The organism is Bacteroides sp. UBA939 (assembly GCF_002293435.1).
Lineage (GTDB): Bacteria > Bacteroidota > Bacteroidia > Bacteroidales > Bacteroidaceae > Bacteroides.
Genome location: NZ_DBDF01000189.1, coordinates 8,924 through 28,563 on the forward strand (window position 1 = coordinate 8,924; position 19,640 = coordinate 28,563).

Genomic DNA, 19,640 nt, shown 5'->3' on the forward strand with positions numbered 1-19,640 from the left:
AATGTTTTTTGTGGTTTATTAAAATAGTAAATATTTTTTTAGTAATTTTGCATGTTCTTAAAGAAGTCATTTAATATACATTGATATTATTTGTGATAGTATTTTGTAAATTTATAGAAATTAAAAACAATAAGTAGAATAAAAGTAAATATGAAACAAGCACAACAATTTAGTTTTTTGACGTGTGAAACAAGTCGACGACTTTTTCAAATTCCAACAGGAGTAAAGAAATGGGCAGTGAGCCTCTTTGTTTTGGTCTTGTTTATGCATTTAGGCATACAGTCCGTGAATGCACAGAGTATAACTCTTTCGGAAATAACCTCTCCCGGGGAAATTGTCCCGATGGGAGATTCTGTTCTTTTTGAGGTGACGGTATTTTCAAGTGCCGCTATGAGTAATGCGGAATTGGAGGTTACCGTGCCTGCGGGTTTTGAGTTATTGACGACAACCCCTAATTTTAAACCGGGGTCACTTTCTCCAAATAAGCTGATAGGGCGTGTGATAATCCCCAATGTTCCTCAGACACAGTCTGTGCTAGTAAAGATTTATGCCAGAGCCTTGTGTGATGCACAAACCGCAACTCCGGTTTCACAGCGTATGGTAAAGTATGCATTTTATAGGGATGCAACTGCTCCGGCTTCTCTGGCTTCCCTTACTTCAGCAAACCGGCTGATAAATATTTTCGATCCTGTTTTTGGAGCGAGGTATCCGGCATCGAAGAGTATACAGTTGGGAGTACGCGAGAAGCGTGAATTTATGTATATACAGTCAAGGCAGTATTCCCATATTAACAGTTTTAAGGTAAATGTTGCCTGTAATTCTGCGGGCTTCCTCATAGACACGGTAGAAATAAGCCGGAACGGTTCCACGTGGACAAAGCTTCCTGCAAGCGCCCTTACTTCCTCGCCATCGGGCTATACATATATTATTACCAAAGATATGTTTGCCGCTTTGGGCGGATACACCGGAAATCACTTAAACTATGATGATACTATTCGTATACGCGAAACGGTCATGTTGCGTACATGTGGACAGGGAACAGTTGCATACAGTTTCAGCTATGGAGACGGCACTACTTTTTGTGCTCCACAAGCAGGAGAGGAAGTAGTTTATTCCGAGCCTCTTTATGAATATACGCCGGATATTAATATTGCTACCCCGGAAGTAAGTCCGACATCGCCTGATAATAACGGGTCTTTACATTTTGTTTTCAGTAATAATTCTGCTCAGGCGGAAGCTATCATGTATAATCTCTATGTAGATATATATAATGGAAATTATACCTATAAAAAAGCCTATGTGGTAAATGCAGCAGGTGTACCGGTACTTTATAATGGGGATACGGTTTTTTTAACTTGGAGAAGTAGCAGATATTTGGATTTTAGTCAGTTTAATAATTCTGCAATGGCATCATGGTATGCTTCTTTAGGGATGTCTTCTATGGATGGTGATGGAGTGTATGATGATTTGGAACAAGGCTCGTCTTTTTATTTTAAAGTGGAATATAACTATATAATTAATACAGGAGCTTGCCCGAATGAATTAAAAACTCATGCGACACGCCGTGGAGACCTGTACTATCAAACTTTCTGTAAAGATGGGTATCGTTCATATACTCGAAATTACAGCTCCGGAACCAATACATGGGTGGGTGGAGTTGCTTTTTCGTCTATAAGAGGTATTGATATTACGAATGTTAATTTATCGGCAGGAGACCAGACAAGATTAACTTTCAGTAATTATTATGGTGGTAATGGTACAATTCCCGGTGTAAGTGGCACAAACCTTATAGCACTTGCTACAACCGGAACAGCTGCAACCGGAAATGTGCCAACGAGTGATTTTTGGACAATCATTGAACTTCCTGTTGGCTTGGCTTTTGATGCAACACAAACAAATCCCTTAAGAATAGGAAGCAATACTAATATACCTACGACAAGTTATACGGTGAGTCCGGATGGAAGAACTATTAAAATCAAATGGACTGCCAATTGGAATGCAAGTAATTATCCCGTTTCCATTGCTCTAAAGGCAACGGGAACTACGGATACGGAGAAGAAAATAAATATATCTCATGAATATGATTATGGTAAAACCGGGACAATTCAAAAATTTGGTTGTTCAAGTACAAGCTTGGGATATGTTCAGATTGGTACATGTGAAGGATTGGGCTTGCAGGATTTTGAAGTAGAAAGGACTGTATTTGGATATACGGATACTACCAAGGCAACACGAGTAACAGATGTTGCAACGGCAAAAGGCTTAGGTTATAATACAAAAGTAGCCGGTCCTTATGATAATGTTACCTTAAGGGCAACAGCGGAGGCAGGGACATTGATTCCGGTAGGAGGAGCAAACAGGATTGATTTTGAAATTTCGTATGAAAATCCGGCAAATGCTAATCGTGCATTTGATTTAAATCCTGACAGCGCTACAAATGCTATACGTATTTGGCATGATGCAAGTGCAACATGGTATGTCGTTCCGGCAAGTAATGTTACATTATCAAAAGTAGGAACAAAACACAAGATAACGGCAGACCTTTCTCCTGCATTGGCAACAGGTTTAACCAGCCTTGCAACTGGTGATAAATTAACGATAGAAGTATATACACGTGTAAATACGAATATTTCAACGGCAGTTTCCACAGCGGATGTTAACATAGAAGTTGGAATAACTCCTGTATTTGGAGGCATTGCTATTCCTTGTTATAATCTGATGGATGTAATGACCCTCTTTAACTATAATTGGGCAAATAAAACAACCTCTTCAGGAGGAACTTCAGGATATACAGTCCCTGGAAACTGGAATCAGAATACGACAACGAATCTTCCGGCTATGGACTTGGGTATTAACTGGTCATACGGAGGAACAAATCCGTTTACAGGAGGAGAATACCGCCCTAATGGAGATAATTTCTCTAATGTAACCACAGAATATCCATACCTGATGCATGTTCATCTCGCAAGATCAACAGTACCAGGGAAGCTTCTGGGTAATATGAGTGCTGGAACGTTGGATACTATTACGGATTATATAGTAACCTACTCGGCAGGGAAGACCTACGTGACGTTTTTAACAACCCAAGATGCGATGACTACAGCTTCATCTACAGGTATTGGTTATAATTTACAGCAAGACGTTGTAAATTATAATAATCCGGCTGCAACAATGAACGCAAGAATATCATACTCCTATGATATGTACCCAACATCTGCAGCACCGCAAAGATACACAGCAACATCTTTGCAAGCAAGTAATCAGTCAAATGGAGGCTCTCGGTATTGGCCCTATACTTATGTTATATCGCCCTTATCGAAGAATGTTTCTCCAATGGGTTCTCGTGTGGAATGGACTTTGCGTATTACCAATCAAAGTAATTTTATAGCAACGGATGCAACCTTGCCCAATTCGTGGCTTGCGGTGGAATGTCCTGCAGGAGTTCTACCTGTGGAGTTGCGTAATGCGAGTGACAATTCACCAATACCGGCAAGTTTTGTAGAATATGCTCCCAATAAATACTGGATAAAAATAGGCACGGTAACAGCCAATCCTACCAAGGATTATATCCTGTCCTGTACGTATGCTATTTGTACAGGTACACCTGAGTTAACCGTAAAATACGGTATGAGTAAGGTAGCTTATCCTGAAGATCCGGCTAATGGCTATGCTCAGGCACCGTATAATTCTCCCGGCGTATTAGCGGGAGTAGCAAGTACGCAGATTTCATATACACCCCCGACGGTAAAATTCAGTGGTAATTTGGTACATCATCCGAACAGGGACAACAACACGAATCAATTCTGTGACACTATCAGTTTTTTAGGTACGTTTACCAATGCGTTAGAATCCACGGTATCGGGCTTAACGCTGGAGATAGACTTACCTTCCGGTTTCAGGTATTATCAGCAGGTGAAGCCTCGTGCGAAGTTTGGCAATGCTCCATGGTCGGAGGTAGAGAGTGTTATTTCTTCAGGTAATCATCTAACGATTCTCTTAAGTTCGACTCAGGAGTTAACGGCGTATGGCACTCCGGGTTCGGTAGCGCAGGTAGACTTCACGTTGCGAGTAGAGTGCGGTTTGGAGAACGGTATCCAGTTAGCGACGAGTTTTATTGGTCACAGTGGTTGCGGAGCAGAGACACGTGATGCGATTTCGACGATGCGTCAGATTCGTATTTTTGGCTTGGAGCCTCCTCCTGATTACTGGATTAATGATTTGTACTTGACGCAGACGGACTTTGTAGGTGGTAGTGATTCTTCGGGTATGATGACCTTGATGGGCGAGTATCAGTTGACACAGCCTGCTGCAACAGAAGTGTATGCAATTATAGATCTTCCAAAGAATGTACAGTATGTAAGGAGCAACGGTATGAGCTTGCAGTTTACACAGACAGGCACCCGTTTAATAGCGCCCCTTCCGTCGAATGCACAGCAGGATGATACCTATCCGTTTAATTTGACGTTAATGCCGACGAATCCTGAGCAATGGAGCATGGACAGTACGTATATTTATGTTCGTACGGGTAAGCTGAACACCCTGACATGCGATGGCATTCAGTGTCAGCTGATGGAGTTGGGAGAACGGTATGACTCAGTTACTGTTTCTATGATTAAGCTGGAGGTAGAGTTCAGCGAGGAGATCACAGCTGTAAGCCGTTATAATGATGGCAGTTCGGAGCGAGTAACGATAAGCGGCTGGTTAAAGAATGTAGGCGAAGTGGATGCAGCCCGTTTGGCTATGGAGCTGTATTATTTTGACGGTATAGATTATATGCCGGTGAGTAATGTTATCAATGGCTTGGCTATTAACAGCATTCCTGTAGGCGACAGTGTTGCTTTTACTATTAATACGAATGTCCTGTATACGGAGAATGTGTGTAATATGGTGTTGATGTTAAGGCGGGCGAGCGTAGCCCCGAATTCGATGAACCCCTATTTGGCGTATTCTTCCGAGTTGGTGGTTCCGGTTCCTTCGTATAAGCTGTCGGCGGTGGTGGATCCTATTTGCCAGATGGACGGCAATACGGTAATCGGGGAGTTACCGATTACGGACTACAGTTATGTGTGGGAGCCGTCGGATTATTTAAGCCGTAACAATACGGCTCGTCCGTATTTCAATTATGATTACGAAAACCACCCCATCGCCAATGATACGGTATTGAAGTATGCGATCAGCATTATTCGTCCGAATCAGTGTGTGAGTGTAGATACGTTGGAGGTTCCGATCAAGGGTATTCCGTATGTACAGGATTTTGAAGATATGACCTTATGCAGTGGCGAGGCTTTATATATAGAGTTCAAGGATACGACCAACAGTCTTGGCAACACTACTTTCAGTTGGGTAGTAGAGAATGGTCCGAGCGTTGGCTTATCGGCAAGCGGAACCAGGTCCATTATAGATGTTGCCTCGGTACGGAACAACACCACCCAGCCCATCATTTTGCAGGTGCGTGTAACGCCTAAGAAGAACAATTGTGAAGGGGTTACCAAAAGCTTTTTCATTACGGTGAATCCGGCGGTGAGGATTAATTATATAGTAGACCAGACTTACTGTAATGGCTCTCAGGTGTCTTCTCAGGTTTTGTCTGGTAATCTGTCGAGTTCGTTGTATCGCTGGGAACATATAGGCGGTACTACTATTCCGGGTTTAACGAGCGGGGTGAATGTGATCCCGAGTTTCCTTGCTACCAATGCGACCACATCCCCGATAACGGGCAATTTCCACGCATTTGCAGAATATGACAATGCGGATAAGAAGTGTTATAGCGACACGATAAACTTTTCAATCAAAATAGAACCGACTCCTACGGTCAACACGGTTGGCGATCGTCATATCTGTAATGGAGGCGACCTTACGATTAACTTCACCGGCGTATCGACGGAAGCCTATTACTGGCAGAAGGTAAGCGGGAGCAATATTCCGGGCTTGGCAAGCAATGGTCAGGGCAACATTTCGTTGACGGGTATTGCCAACACGACTACCAGTCCTATCAGTGCCGTGTACAAGGTAACACCGGCACGTGCTTCGGGAACCTGTTTGGGTATAGAGGATAATTTTACTATTACGATTTATCCTACGCCTGCGCTGACAAGCACAAAAACTCCGATGGCTATTTGTTCGGGAGAGACATTTAATTATACAGCTACCAGTGCGACGCGGGATTTGATATACAGCTGGACGAGATTAGCTAATACGGGCTTGTCGAATGCAGCGGGCTTGGGCGCGTCAGCCGTTATCAGTGAGAGTCTGCACAATATTACGCAAAGTGCGATCACGGTACAGTATGAGTATAGGCTGTTGCAGGAGACCTACTGTCCGAAGCTTGACACGATCAGTGTGGTAGTAAATCCTGTTCCTGACTTTGTGATCCTTAATGCTCACAATACTATTTGTTCTGGTGCTTCGTCGAGTGTAGACTTAAATTATGTAACGAATAATACTGTCGCCAATCTTGAGTATTCGATTAGCTATTCCGATATAGCGAAGGCTAATGGCTTTGTGGATGTAGTTTATACCTCCTTACCTGTAGGAGGCAGTATTTCTGCGATTTTACCGTCTAATACACCGGCAGGCGTTTACACGGGCTTAATGACGGTTCGTTTTGGCGGTGCTCCTGAGTGTATAAAGACGATAGAGTTTACTATCACCGTGAACCCTGTACCGGATTTAACCAACGAGAAGAACTACACGATTTGCAGTGGCGAGGAGTTGAATGTGTTGTTGACCTCCAGTGAAGGTAGCAGTTCTTTCAGCTGGACACGTGCTGTCAACAGTTCTATCAACAACAATGCGTCCAAGTCGGGCAATGGATCTACGTTAAAAGAGGTATTGACCTCTTCTTCTTCCACGGCAGTGACGGTCAAATATGCCGTAACGATCCGTTCGGGCAGTTGCAGCAGTGTGGATACGGTCACTGTGACAGTGAATCCGAAACCTGTCCTGAGCAATATACCTTCCACTGCCACTATTTGCAGTGGAAACACTTACACTTATAACACCCCTTCTTCCAATGTATCGGGAGCAGTGATCAGCTGGGAGCGCTTGGATGCTTCGGGCATTGATGAGCCGGGTACTACGGGTACTGGCAGTATCAACGAAGTGCTGACCAACAACACGACATCGGCGGTTTTGGTGACCTACGAGTTCACGTTACAGGCAAATGGCTGTGAGAACAGGGAAGTGGTACGTATCACGGTTCATCCGGAGCCTGTGTTGACCAGCACCTTGTTTCCGGCAGCGATTTGCAGCGGCAGCACCTTTAACTATACTGCCCGCACAGCTACTCGTAATGTAATCTTTAGCTGGACACGTCAGACTTTACCGTCCGGAGTGACGGGCAGCGGCTCCGGCACAGGCAGTGATGCCAGAATCAGTGATGTTTTGGCCAATACGACAGCAGACCCTGTGGCGGTACGCTATGATGTAGTGATGACTATCAATGGCTGTTCTAACATCGAGACGGTGGAAGTGATCGTGAACCCTGTACCCAAATTGAGCAGTCTGTTGGATGCAGGCGAGCAGTGCAGTGGAGAATACTTTGTGTATGATATTCAATCGGCGACACAAGGGGCATCCTTTAGCTGGCGTCGGCAGAACAATGTGAATGTGAATGAGGCAGTGACCAATAGCGGCAGTTCGTTGATCAGTGAGCGTTTAAGCTTAAAGGATGGTGTAACGAGTACGGTAACGGTAAAATATATGATTACTACGGAAGCGAATGGTTGTAAGAACACGGGCGAAGAGTTGGAGGTAGACATCCATCCTCTACCGACTTTATCCGTAGACAAGACCACGGTGAATATGGCTTCCGGTACAGCGGCTACAGTTACAGCGACCACCAATGGTACGGTAGTGAGCTGGAGCAGCAGCAATACTAATGTGGTGACGGTATCAGCAGGCAATACGGTAGCTACCTTAACGGCAGTATCATCAGGAACAGCTTATGTTACATTGAAAGTAAATAATGCCAATGGCTGTACTAACGAAGTGAGTATTTATGTAAATGTGGGAGCAGCTAATACGGCGGCTTTGTCTTTGGCATTGGGTTATCCTGCTCAGATCTGTAATGGAGAGAGCACTGATTTGAGCTTGGACATCAGTGGCGGAGAGGTACCTTTTACCTTAAAGTATTCGACCACAATTGGTGGAGTTTTACAAGACACTACGACGGTAAGCAATCTTCAGAATACGAGCAGAATTACGGTAAATCCTGTTAATTCAGGTCATACGGTAACGGAAGCAGTATACAGCATAGTATCGGTAACGGATAATGCGGGTCATACGATTTCCCACTTACCCACGACGGTCACGGTACAGGTCAATCCGACTCCTGCAATAAGCACAACGTTTTCTACTATTACCAAATGTGAGAATGAGATGGTGAGTATTCCTGTTTTCAGTTCAAATGTAGCCAATGCGAGCTATGAGTGGACTAACAGCAATCCGTCCATTAATTTGAGCATGAGTGGTACGGGTAATATTCCGATGTTCCAGGTAAGGAATGGTCAGGGAGTACCTATTACGGCTACTATCAATGTCCGGGCTTTAGTGAGGAGTGGCAATGCGCTTTGTTATGGTCCGGCAGAAGATTTTGATATTATTGTCAATCCTCAGCCGACGTTTTCTGTTGTTCATCCTGCCCCGATATGTGAGGGAGAGAGCTATGTGTTTAGTCAGGGTACTAATACGGTAGGGGTAGTTCCATCAAACAGTACGGTTACTTTCTACAGTGACATTAGCTGTACTATTTCGGTAACGACTGTAAGCCCGTCTCAGACTACGACTTACTATGCGAAGGCAACCTCTGCGGCTCCGGCTGGCTGTGCCAGTGAGGTGGCGGAGGTTATCTTAACGGTGAATCCGAAACCTGTCTTAAACAGTCTGACGTCGAGTTCGGTTTGTAGTGGGGAGCGTTTTGAGTATATTGCGACAACAGCTCTGACGGGAGGAGTATCTTATTCCTGGTCTCGTGCAGCAGTAACAGGCATCAGCAATGCGGCCGGCAGCGGCAATGGTGCTACGATAAGGGAGACGCTTATCAATGAGGGGTCAACAGCGATAGATGTAATCTATAAGATTACGATGACGGCTAATGGTTGTACTAATACGGAAGATGTGGTTGTCACGGTGAATCCGAAACCTGTCTTAACCACCACGCAAACGCCGCCGGGTATTTGCAGTGGAGCAACCTTTACGTATCCACCGAGCTTTAATATAAATCCTCTGGGCAGTTACAACTGGAGCCGTTCCGACATTAACGGCATTGAGGAGCCTGCCAGCGGTGCGGACAATGTAGAGATAAGCGAGACCTTAACCAACATTGGTTACAATCCGATCACAGTTCGTTATTCTATTACGATGGAGAGCAGCCAGGGCTGTATCAATACGCAGGAAGTGCGGGTAGAAGTATCACCTGCTCCGGCGTTGAGCAGCACTTTGTATCCGAATGCGATTTGCAGCGGCAGTACGTTCAGTTATTCGGCAAGAAGCCGTACGTCGGGCGTAGTGTTTAGCTGGGAGAGATTGCCCAATGCGAATATAGCGGAGCCTGAGCCAGCGACAAGTCAGCCCGGCAATCAGATTGTGGAGGTGTTGACTAATAACACGACATCAGCAGTGGATGTGGAATACAGGATTACGATGAAGCTACCCAACAATTGTTCGACCAGTGAAGTAGTGGTATTGACGGTAAATCCGTCGCCTACGGTATCCTCTGTTTTGACGACCGATACGATTTGCAGCGGGGATTACTTTACCTATCAGATAGAGTCGGGCACTTCCGGGGGAAGCTACATTTGGAAGCGAGCGAAGGTGGCAGGTATTTCACAGCAGCAGGGCTTTGGAACGATACCATATATTAGTGAGATGCTGACCAATACGACTGCTATTCCTGTAGAGGTGAGTTATGAAATATCGGTAGAGGCTAATGGATGTATGACAACGGGTATTATGAAGAAGGTTGTGGTAAATCCATCACCTGTGGTCACGATTACTGAATCCAGTCCGATGCTGATGAATGTGGGCGGCACCCATACGTTGAGTCCTAATACGACAGCCAGCGTGATTGCTTGGGAATCCAGCAACAGCAATGTGGTCACGGTGAATAATTCAGGCTTAATAGAGGCGAAGTCTCAGGGGACGGCAGTTGTCACGGTGACGGTAGAGAATGCTCAAGGCTGTATCAGCCAGGCGAGTATTATTGTCAATGTAGGAGCAGCACCGACGGCGATCCTGTCTTTGGTGTCAGGGGCTTCTTCAGAGGTTTGTAATGGAAGCAGTACTATTTTGGAAGTGACTATCACGGGCGGTACGGCACCTTATACGATTATTTATACAGACGATGTTACTCTTGACACTGATACGGTCACTGCTTATGCATCTCCTTACCGGATTACGGTGACCCCTCCGGCAAACACAGGTGATGTAGCGGCGGATGTTACCTATACTTTAAATTCTGTAACGTATGGTCCATCGAAGACTTCGATCACTCCGTCTGGCAGTGCAGTGATCACGGTGAATCCGACCGCTACTATTACGACGACCTTAAATAACATCACAGTCTGTGAGGGAGACATTCTTCTGATGGTAAGCTTCACTTCGAATATAGATGCGGCCAGGGTAAGTTATTCGTGGACGAATGATAATCCGAACGTTGGCTTATCAATGAGCGGACAATATTTGATTCCGTCGTTCCAGGCGGAGAACAGGGTAGGCGCACCTACGGATGCTAATATTACGATTATACCGACTTATACGGGTATTGAGAGTTGTGCGGGCACACCGTCCGGCTATAAGATCACAGTGAATCCGAAGCCGACCTTTATGGTAGTGAATCCTCCTGCGATTTGCGAAGGGGAAAGCTATATGTTCTCGTCCAATGATGTTATAGGCGTACTTCCTGCGGGTAGCATTATCAAGTTCTATACAGAGCGTACGTGTGTGAATGAGATCACAACGGCAGTAGAACCTTTGGTTACGACGACCTATTATGTACGATTGACATCAGACCCTGAGGGCTGCCACAGTGATGTGCAGGAGATTACCCTGACGGTGAATCCGCTGCCGGTGTTAAGCAGTCAGAAATCTGTAGATATATGCAGTGGGGAAGAGCTTGTGTATACGGCCACCACTGCCTTGAGCGGCGTATCGTATGTATGGGAAAGAGCGGCCGTGGCGGGGATCTCCAATCCTGCCAGAAGCGGTGTAAATGGATCCAACATACGTGAAACGCTATTGGATACGACGGCAACGGCGATCGAGGTAACTTACAGGATCACGATGACTGTGAATGGTTGTTCTGCCACCGACAGTGTGAAGGTGACGGTCAATCCGAAGCCAGAGTTGAACAACATTCCTACGGCCACCGACAGGCTTATTTGCAGTGGCGGAAGTTTTGTATACACTCCGAACACCAATGTTGCAGGCACTTCCATTCGCTGGGAGCGTATGTCAGTGAACGGCATAGCGGAGGGTTCTTCCACGGGGACTGATATTGAGATTAATGAAATATTGACTAATACGACGGCTAATCCTGTGGTAGTGACGTATGAATTTACGTTACAGGCGGGAGATTGTCCGAATGTTCAAACGGTTCAGGTGACGGTAAATCCGGCTCCTGAATTAAGCAGTGCGCTGTATCTGGATGCTATTTGCAGTGGCAATACGATCAATTACCGGGCCCGTACGCAGAGCAAGAATGTAAGCTTTAGCTGGGAGCGGATGGCCAATCTTGCCATTTCACAGCCATCCGGTAGTGTTACACAGGGTGCAGCGATCAATGAAATATTAACCAACCTTATTGAGTATCCGACAACGGTGTACTATGCAGTTAAGATGAGTGTGGACGGTTCTTCCTGTTTTACGACAGACACGTTAGAAATCGTGGTCAATCCGATTCCTGCTTTATCAAGCACGACCACTATACCGATCTGTAGTGACGGGGCTTTTGTCCATTTGCTTGAAAGCAATACGGAGGGAGCGGAGTTTATCTGGATCCGTCAGGCCAACTCCTCTATTGTGGAGCCTGCCTCCACGGGTAATACCTCTATGATTAGTGAGGTGTTGACCTTGCGTGGTAGTACTGCGGATACTGTAGACTATACGGTTCTCACGTCAGCGAATGGCTGCAGGAATAACGGCGAAACGCTTTCTGTAGTGGTGAATCCTTTACCGGTGGTTTATATGGTATCTCCGACTCCTGTGAACCTGGCGGCCAATGCGAGCAAGCTGGTGGAAGCCTCTACCACGGGAACCGTGGTAAGCTGGTCAAGCAGTAATGTGAGCATTGTAACGGTGACGGCACAAACGCCGGATACGACAGCCTTGCTGGAGGCGAAAGCCGAAGGTATCGCCCATATCACCCTTGAGGTGGAGAGTGCGAACGGATGTCGCAATATGATTAGCTTTACCGTAAATGTGGATGCGGAAAATCTTGCCACGATGAGTTTGGCATCAGGGGCTGCTGCACAGATCTGTAATGGAGACAATACGACCTTACAGGTGGATATTACCGGAGGGAAGGCGCCGTTTACGGTAAAGTATGAGCAAAACGGAGTACTTCAAACCAAGACAGTAAGCTCTTCCAACGGAAGGTTCCAGGTAACTCCTCCTGTAAACACAACAGATACGGTTCAAACGGTTACCTATACACTGGCATCAGTAGAAGATGCAGATGGACAGCCCATCACTGTGATTTCAAGCATCGTAAATATAGAAGTCAACCCGACGGCTAAAATTACCAATGCAACGTCACTTTCTACACAGGTATGTGAAGGAGCTATTGTAAGCACGCCTAAATTTACCTCGAATGTAACTAATGCCAACCGGGTAAGTTACATTTGGTTCAATGACAATCCGGGCATTGGGCTGGCGGTAAGCGGCAGCGGGCATGTGCCTACTTTCCGTGCCACCAACGGCAACGGCTCGCCCATCACGGCGAACATCACGGCTGTAGCCACTTACAATGGCCTTGTAAGCTGTCAGGATCTGGCGCAGGAGATCACCTTTACCATTGTGGTGGATCCCAAGCCTGACTTTGTGGTCATTAATCCTGAGGCTATCTGTGCGGGGACTGCTTTTGATTTGAATGCAAGATCGGGAGAGATCATCCATGATACTACTCCGGGCAATGTGACGATAGAATTCTTTTCATCCAGGTCCTGTTCTCCGGTATCCAAGATCACTTCTGCGGTAACGCCGGATCAGACGACCATTTATTATGCTCGCCTGACCTCGGATGAGGGTTGTGTAAGCGATGTAAAAGAGGTGACGGTAGCAGTAAATCCTGTTCCGGTAGCAGATGATATAGATGATCAGACACTGTGTAACAACAGTGCTGTCAACATACAGTTAACCGGTGGTTTACAGGGAACCATCTATGAGTGGGTACGGGTAGACAGTGAAACTGATATTACAGGACTTGCAAGTTCGGGAACTAATGTTGTGTACTCGCACAGACTGACTAATGGGTCAGATAATCCCAAAACAGCCACCATTGCGATTATACCCAAGTATAGCAATAACGGCATCACCTGTATAGGAGATACTGTATACTTTGATATTACGGTCAATCCGACCCTGTTATTGAATGTGCCTTTACTGGCGGGTGGAATATGCAGTGGAGCACCTATTGCTTATGATTTAGAATCCAATACAAACGGTCTTGTATATACATGGGAACGTATAGATAACGACAATATAGCAGAAAGTCCGATCATGGCGGTATCCGACCAAATAAATGAAACCCTGACTAATCTGTCTCAAAAGACGGTCAATGTACGTTATGCCGTTACGATGGAGTTGGATGGATGTTCAAACATGCAGTATGTAACCGTTCCGATTTATCCGATACCGGAATTGACCTCTAATCTACATGTGGGTCAGATTTGTAGTGGAGATGGCTTTGTGTACCAGGGTACCAGTGCTGTAACCGGTACTGAGATTAGCTGGGTGCGCCAGGCGAATACCAATATTCTGGAGACGGAGGACCCACTCTTCCAGAACATGCCGATCAGCGAGATATTGACCAACAAAACTGCTTTACCGATTACTGTGAAATATACCGTTAAATTGCTGGCCAATGGCTGCGAAAACATTCAGGAAGTGGAATTGGTGGTAGGACCTACTCTCTCACTGACCAGTGAGGATAGTTTGGGTATTTTCTGTAGTGGCGAGGCTATCGTCTATGAGGCGGAGAGCCCTTCTACCAACATCCATTTCAGTTGGATTAGAACATTCAATGCCGATATAGATCCGCCTCAGGCTTCAGGTAACAGCGCCAACATCAATGAAATTTTATATAACACATCCAATACAAGGCAGCCTATTGAGTATATAATTCGGATGCAGACCAATATAGGATGCCAAGTAGAACATACAGTAAGAGCCGAGATATGTGCTGTTCCTGAGATCAGTGTGAGTGAATCGGAGGTACTCATTGCTGCAGGAGCTACCCGCATATTGGATATCCAGGATAATATGCCTGCCAATGCCACTGTTTCCAGTAAGGATTTGACCATTGCCACAGTAAGCTTCAATGTTTCCACTCTGGAATTGACGGTAACTGCCCTGAAGCCTGGTATTACACAGATTGTGTACACGACCCACTGTGAGTATTATTGTGAAAATAGTTTGATTATTCCGGTAACGGTAACCAACGGACCGGTGGCTACATTAGAAATGCAAGGCGTATCAACGGTATGCAGTGAAGGTGTGACAGAAGTACAAATTACCGATATTCAATATGGCAAAGGACCATGGGAAGTAGAAATTAATTATAATGGAGGCAATGCAAGCAGTGCGGTTACCGTATCAATCAATAGCTTGATGGATCTTCCATACCCTGTTTCAGTAACTCTTCCGGAGAATGTAAGTAATACCTATGCGATCTATAATTATTCAGTAACTAAGGTAGTTGACAGTGAAGGTTCGGAAAGGACGAATCACATAGGTAAACCGGCAATCACTGTGATACCGGTGCCTAAAGCAGATGCTATGAGTAACCAGGAAATCTGTAACGGAAGCAAAAACAATATTGTTTATTTCAGTGGAGTAGCAACCAACTACAGATGGACTATAGATACAGCGATAGGCATAGACCTGATGGGTGAAGGCATTAAGCTGCCTTCATACGAATTAGAGCATAATAATAGCACTCCGGTAACGGCTACAGTAAGCGTTACTCCGGAATACACGATGAACTACGTAACCTGTGTAGGAATACCGGAACAGTTTACAATAACAGTCAATCCATTACCATCTATAAATGCGATAAACAATGTTGTAAGCTGCCATGAGTCTTCCATCAGTATCCCGCTTACCGGAACTAATGCAACGGAGTATATTTACACCGCGGCACCATTGGTAGGATTATCTTCATCAGGAACAATTAGCAGTGGTAACAGTTTGGATTTTACCGCAGATAATACTACAAGTGAAGTCATAACTGAAGAGATTACCATAACCCCTGTGTACCGTGGCTTGGCAAAAGAATGTTATGGAGAGCCTGTATCATTCAGAGTAACTGTAAATCCGAAGCCTACAGTAGTTTCGACAGCAGATATGGAATTCTGCACGGGGACGAAAGTAGATGCATACGAATTTACAGGCAGTACATCGGATGCTGCATATAGCTGGAAAAGAATCAGCGGTGATGTAATTACAGGATTACCTGATTCAGGAACAAAACGTTTGCCTGCATTTACAGCATATAACACAGGTAGCTCCACAATAGTGGCAGAATATGAAGTGTTAGCTGCAATAACTAATTTAGGTAATACTTGTGGAGATAAAAAAGATACATTCCAAATAACAATTTATCCGGAGCCGGTTGTTAACTATCTGACCGAAGATCATATTTATTGTTCAGGAGAGGCAACAAGAGAAATTGTATTTGGAGATGTAGCGATAACCACTTATGAGTGGAGACAAGTAGGAGGCTATAATATTGGTCTAAGTCCGAATTACGGAACAGATACCTTGCCTTCATTTGTAACAACCAATAGAAACAGCAGTATTCAAGCTGCTACATTTGAGGTTTATCCACGAATAAAAGGAACCGCATGTCTGGGTAGCCCAATTACATTTACAATAGAAGTGAAGCCGGAAGCAATATTAACCAGTCCAATAGATAATGGAAGCATTTGTTCCGGAACACAGTTTGTATACGAAGCAACTTCAACATCAGATAACAATGTCTATTATAAATGGGAACGTCCGGCAATAACAGGTGTTAACGAAGACGGAGCAAAACAAGGTCAGGGTCGCATAATAAGAGAGATATTAACCAATACTACAGATTCTTCAATCATAGTAGAGTATATCCTTAATTTGGAATATGATGGTTGCCAAAGTTATGATACTATTAACCTGACAGTTAATCCAACTCCGGCAATTCTGCTTGATTCGATGACTTATAATGCCTGTCCGTCGGATATAGATGCTGTATTGACTTACACAACGAGCAATCCAAGCTTGCCGATAGAATACATGCTTACCTTTGATTCAGAGGCAAGGAGAGCAGGTTTTGATAATATGGTAAGCTATGCAACATTACAACCCGGAGAGATTTTTGTTCCCATGCCGAGAGAAATTGCCACAGGCAGATATAATGGGACTATAACAATACGCAGTTATGGTTGCTCAGGCGAAAATGCTTATCCATTTACAATAAATGTGATGAAGCAAACGGAAATAATAAGCCATCCTGTAAAAGAAGTAATCTCTTGCGACGGGGGTGTTGATTTATATTTGGAAGTTATTGCAACCGGAGAAAATTTAATATACCAATGGTATAAAGATAGTGTTGCCATTGCCGGAGCTACATCGTCCGTATATGAAAAACAAAATGCAGATAGGTCAGATTATGGTATTTACTACGTTGTGGTAACAGGAATATGCGGAGAAGAACAAAGTGAATCTACAAAAGTTATAGCTAATCCTGCATACATACAACGGAAATGGGATGAAGTTCTTTTTATCTCAAATGTAGATACCAATGGAGTCAACTTACAGTTTGTAAGCTACCAATGGTATCGTGTAATGCCAACAGGTAAAACGGTGGCAATTGGAGTAAGATCCAATAAGCAGTATTACGAAGTAATTGATAAAACCACGGAATCTACTTACATGGTAAAAGTTTTCTATGCCGACGGTACGTCAATTATGAGTTGTCCGTTTACCTATGCTCCTCTGCAAAAAACTACATTTAAACTCTATCCTAACCCTGTATTGTCTAATGAAATTCTCAATATTTCAATGGACGAAAATGACTACTCGGGAGTAATTTCGATAGAAATATTTGATGCACTGGGAATTCAATTATACAAAGGTCAGATGGAAACAATGACAATGGAACTGCCAATGGACATGAAACCGGGTGCATACGTGATAAGGTTAACAGACCAAAATGGTGTAGTCAAAATAGGAAAGGTCATTGTCAAATAAATAAAGCCCAAGTGGAACGGAGCAATCCGTTCCACACAAGCTTAAAATGTGAAAGAAAATGTATAACAGATAAATAGTAAAAGTCATGAGAAAAAAAATCAGTTTGACAATAATAGCCCTGATGCTAATAATAACTATACATGCTCAGGAAAAAGGATTGTATATAACAGGAGCAGGACATCTGGGCGGAACAAGCTTAGGATATAAAGTGGATGATACATGGAGCAAGTTTGGCTTAGGCTACGGCGGAACAATAGGAATACAATACTTTTTCAATTACAATTGGGGGATAGCAGGAGGCGTGGGACTCTCATGCTACAAAAGCTCTGCAAAATACAACGGTGAATTTACCTATGAAGGTCTATACGATTTGGACGGCTTGGTAACAGGAGATCCAATGGGTGAGTACTATAACTTACAATTAGGACTGGGAAACTGGAAAGAAACACAAAAAGCCTATTTTCTGGAAATTCCGATAATGGCGATGTACCAAAAGAAATGGGGCTTAAAACAAAGTGTCGGAATGTACTTCGGCTTAGGAGTAAAACTCCAATTACCAATCATAAGCCAAGAATACGAAGTCAATAAAGGAAGCGAACTAAGCGTTTCAGGCTATTACCCTCAATCTGATCTTACAATAGATGACCTTCCCGCCAGAGGATTTGGAAAAACCATAGAAAGCGGATATAAAGGCGATATGGATTTAAAATTAGGATTAGCAGGTACCGCTGAATTAGGTCTATTATTCCGTTTGTCATCAAGAGTAGACTTAACCTTGGGAGCTTATGTTGATTATGGCTTTTTGAATATGAAAAAAGGAAATAAAACAGAACAAGAATATCTGATAGGTCCCAACGAAGGAGCTAATACTATTCACCCCGCATCCTATGTAGGAGATAATCTTCAATATAACGGATATGTAAACTCTTCTATCGTAGATAGGGTAAATCCCTTGTCTATAGGTGGAAAATTAGGAATAAGAGTGAAATTGGGTAAGATAGAAGACAGGCGAAAAGCAATGAGCGAAGAAGCAGAACAACAAGTACTAATCGCGCAAGATCAACAAAAGAAGCAGGATACGATGTTCCAGTCGTTGAAACGGATAGAAAATTTGTTGGATAGACTGGTGAACAAAGATGAAATGGATAAGCTGATAACTTATTTAGATGCTCAGAAAGAAAAAGAACAGGAAAAAAGCAAAGAACAGGAAGGTCGTCCGACTGCAGACGAAAAGCGGTCGCTGAAAGAACATGTATTTTTTGACTTGAACAGTTCCAAGCTCCGTCCGGCAAGCAAAGAAGTGCTGGATAGAAAAGTATCGTTATTAACCCGCTATCCTGAAGCTAAAATAAGAGTATTGGGTAATACTTGTAATAGAGGTTCGGAACGTATTAATATACCATTAGGGCTGAAACGGGCAGAAGAAGTGAAAAAATACTTGATAGCAAATGGTATAGAAGCTAGTCGGATAATAGCCATCAGTCAATCCGATTATAATCCAATGCTGCCTAATTCTAATGAGGAAAACAGAGCATTTAATAGAAGAGTGGATTTTGAAGTGATATATGAATAAACATATCAGAATTTAGACTTCGGATGAAAAAGGAAAAGAGAAGGTCAAATCCTTCTCTTTTCCTTTTTATTATTTTTAACGTGAGGTCGGTCAAAAAGCTTAAACCAGTTTATCAATCAAATAAATAAATCCTGAACTCACTTTTCAAGAAGAAAGACTTATTGGAAAATGCAATTACCGCTGAGTATGATAAACCGCTTATTGTGATGTAAGGCTCTACCGGCGCAATACCTGCGCCAACGTTGGCGTAACATCTGCTCCAGTGTTGGCGCAAGTGTTGCGACAAAATACCAAACCTTCGAGGCGATAATAACGTGAGTTTGGGGTTTATTTATTTGCTATTATTGTTGTCCGGTAAAAGTCGTTTTACTGCAACAAGATTGTTCTCCCGCTAATTATAGGCGGTCTATTTTCGTTACTACAGATTCCAAGCCCCCCTTAATCAAAAAGCGATAGCATCGGCGGGTCAGCAGCTGAATTAATGTAGTCTTCCCAATCTTTTTCTGGATTTTCAAAGAAGCTTCGGAAGTCCACATAGTACATCAGCATGATCCTGATCATGGTTGCCAATGCGGAGAAACTCCAAGAACGCCTAATGACTCGTTGTAAGATCATCAGTAGC

General features: G+C 43.9%; 2 protein-coding genes and 1 pseudogene. 2 read left to right on the top strand and 1 reads right to left on the bottom strand.

All coding sequences use genetic code 11. The features are described 5' to 3' along the window. Positions 1–150: 150 nt before the first annotated feature. Entirely contained in the window at positions 151–17,445 is a 17,295-nt protein-coding gene (locus B2Z67_RS11975) for a PKD-like domain-containing protein (protein WP_291530067.1), read from the top strand. Between the two features lie 85 nt (positions 17,446–17,530). Continuing rightward, a complete protein-coding gene (locus B2Z67_RS11980) occupies positions 17,531–19,018 on the top strand; it encodes an OmpA family protein (RefSeq protein ID WP_291530068.1) in 1,488 nt (495 codons plus the stop codon). A 438-nt stretch (positions 19,019–19,456) separates the two neighbouring features. Here B2Z67_RS11980 and B2Z67_RS11985 read toward each other — a convergent pair. Next, a pseudogene (locus B2Z67_RS11985) lies at positions 19,457–19,640 on the bottom strand (transposase); the annotation flags it as partial.

Coding starts and splice junctions, on each gene's coding strand:
- B2Z67_RS11975 (WP_291530067.1), top strand. CDS start 151: ATGAAACAAGCACAACAATTTAGTTTTTTGACGTGTGAAACAAGTCGA.
- B2Z67_RS11980 (WP_291530068.1), top strand. CDS start 17,531: ATGAGAAAAAAAATCAGTTTGACAATAATAGCCCTGATGCTAATAATA.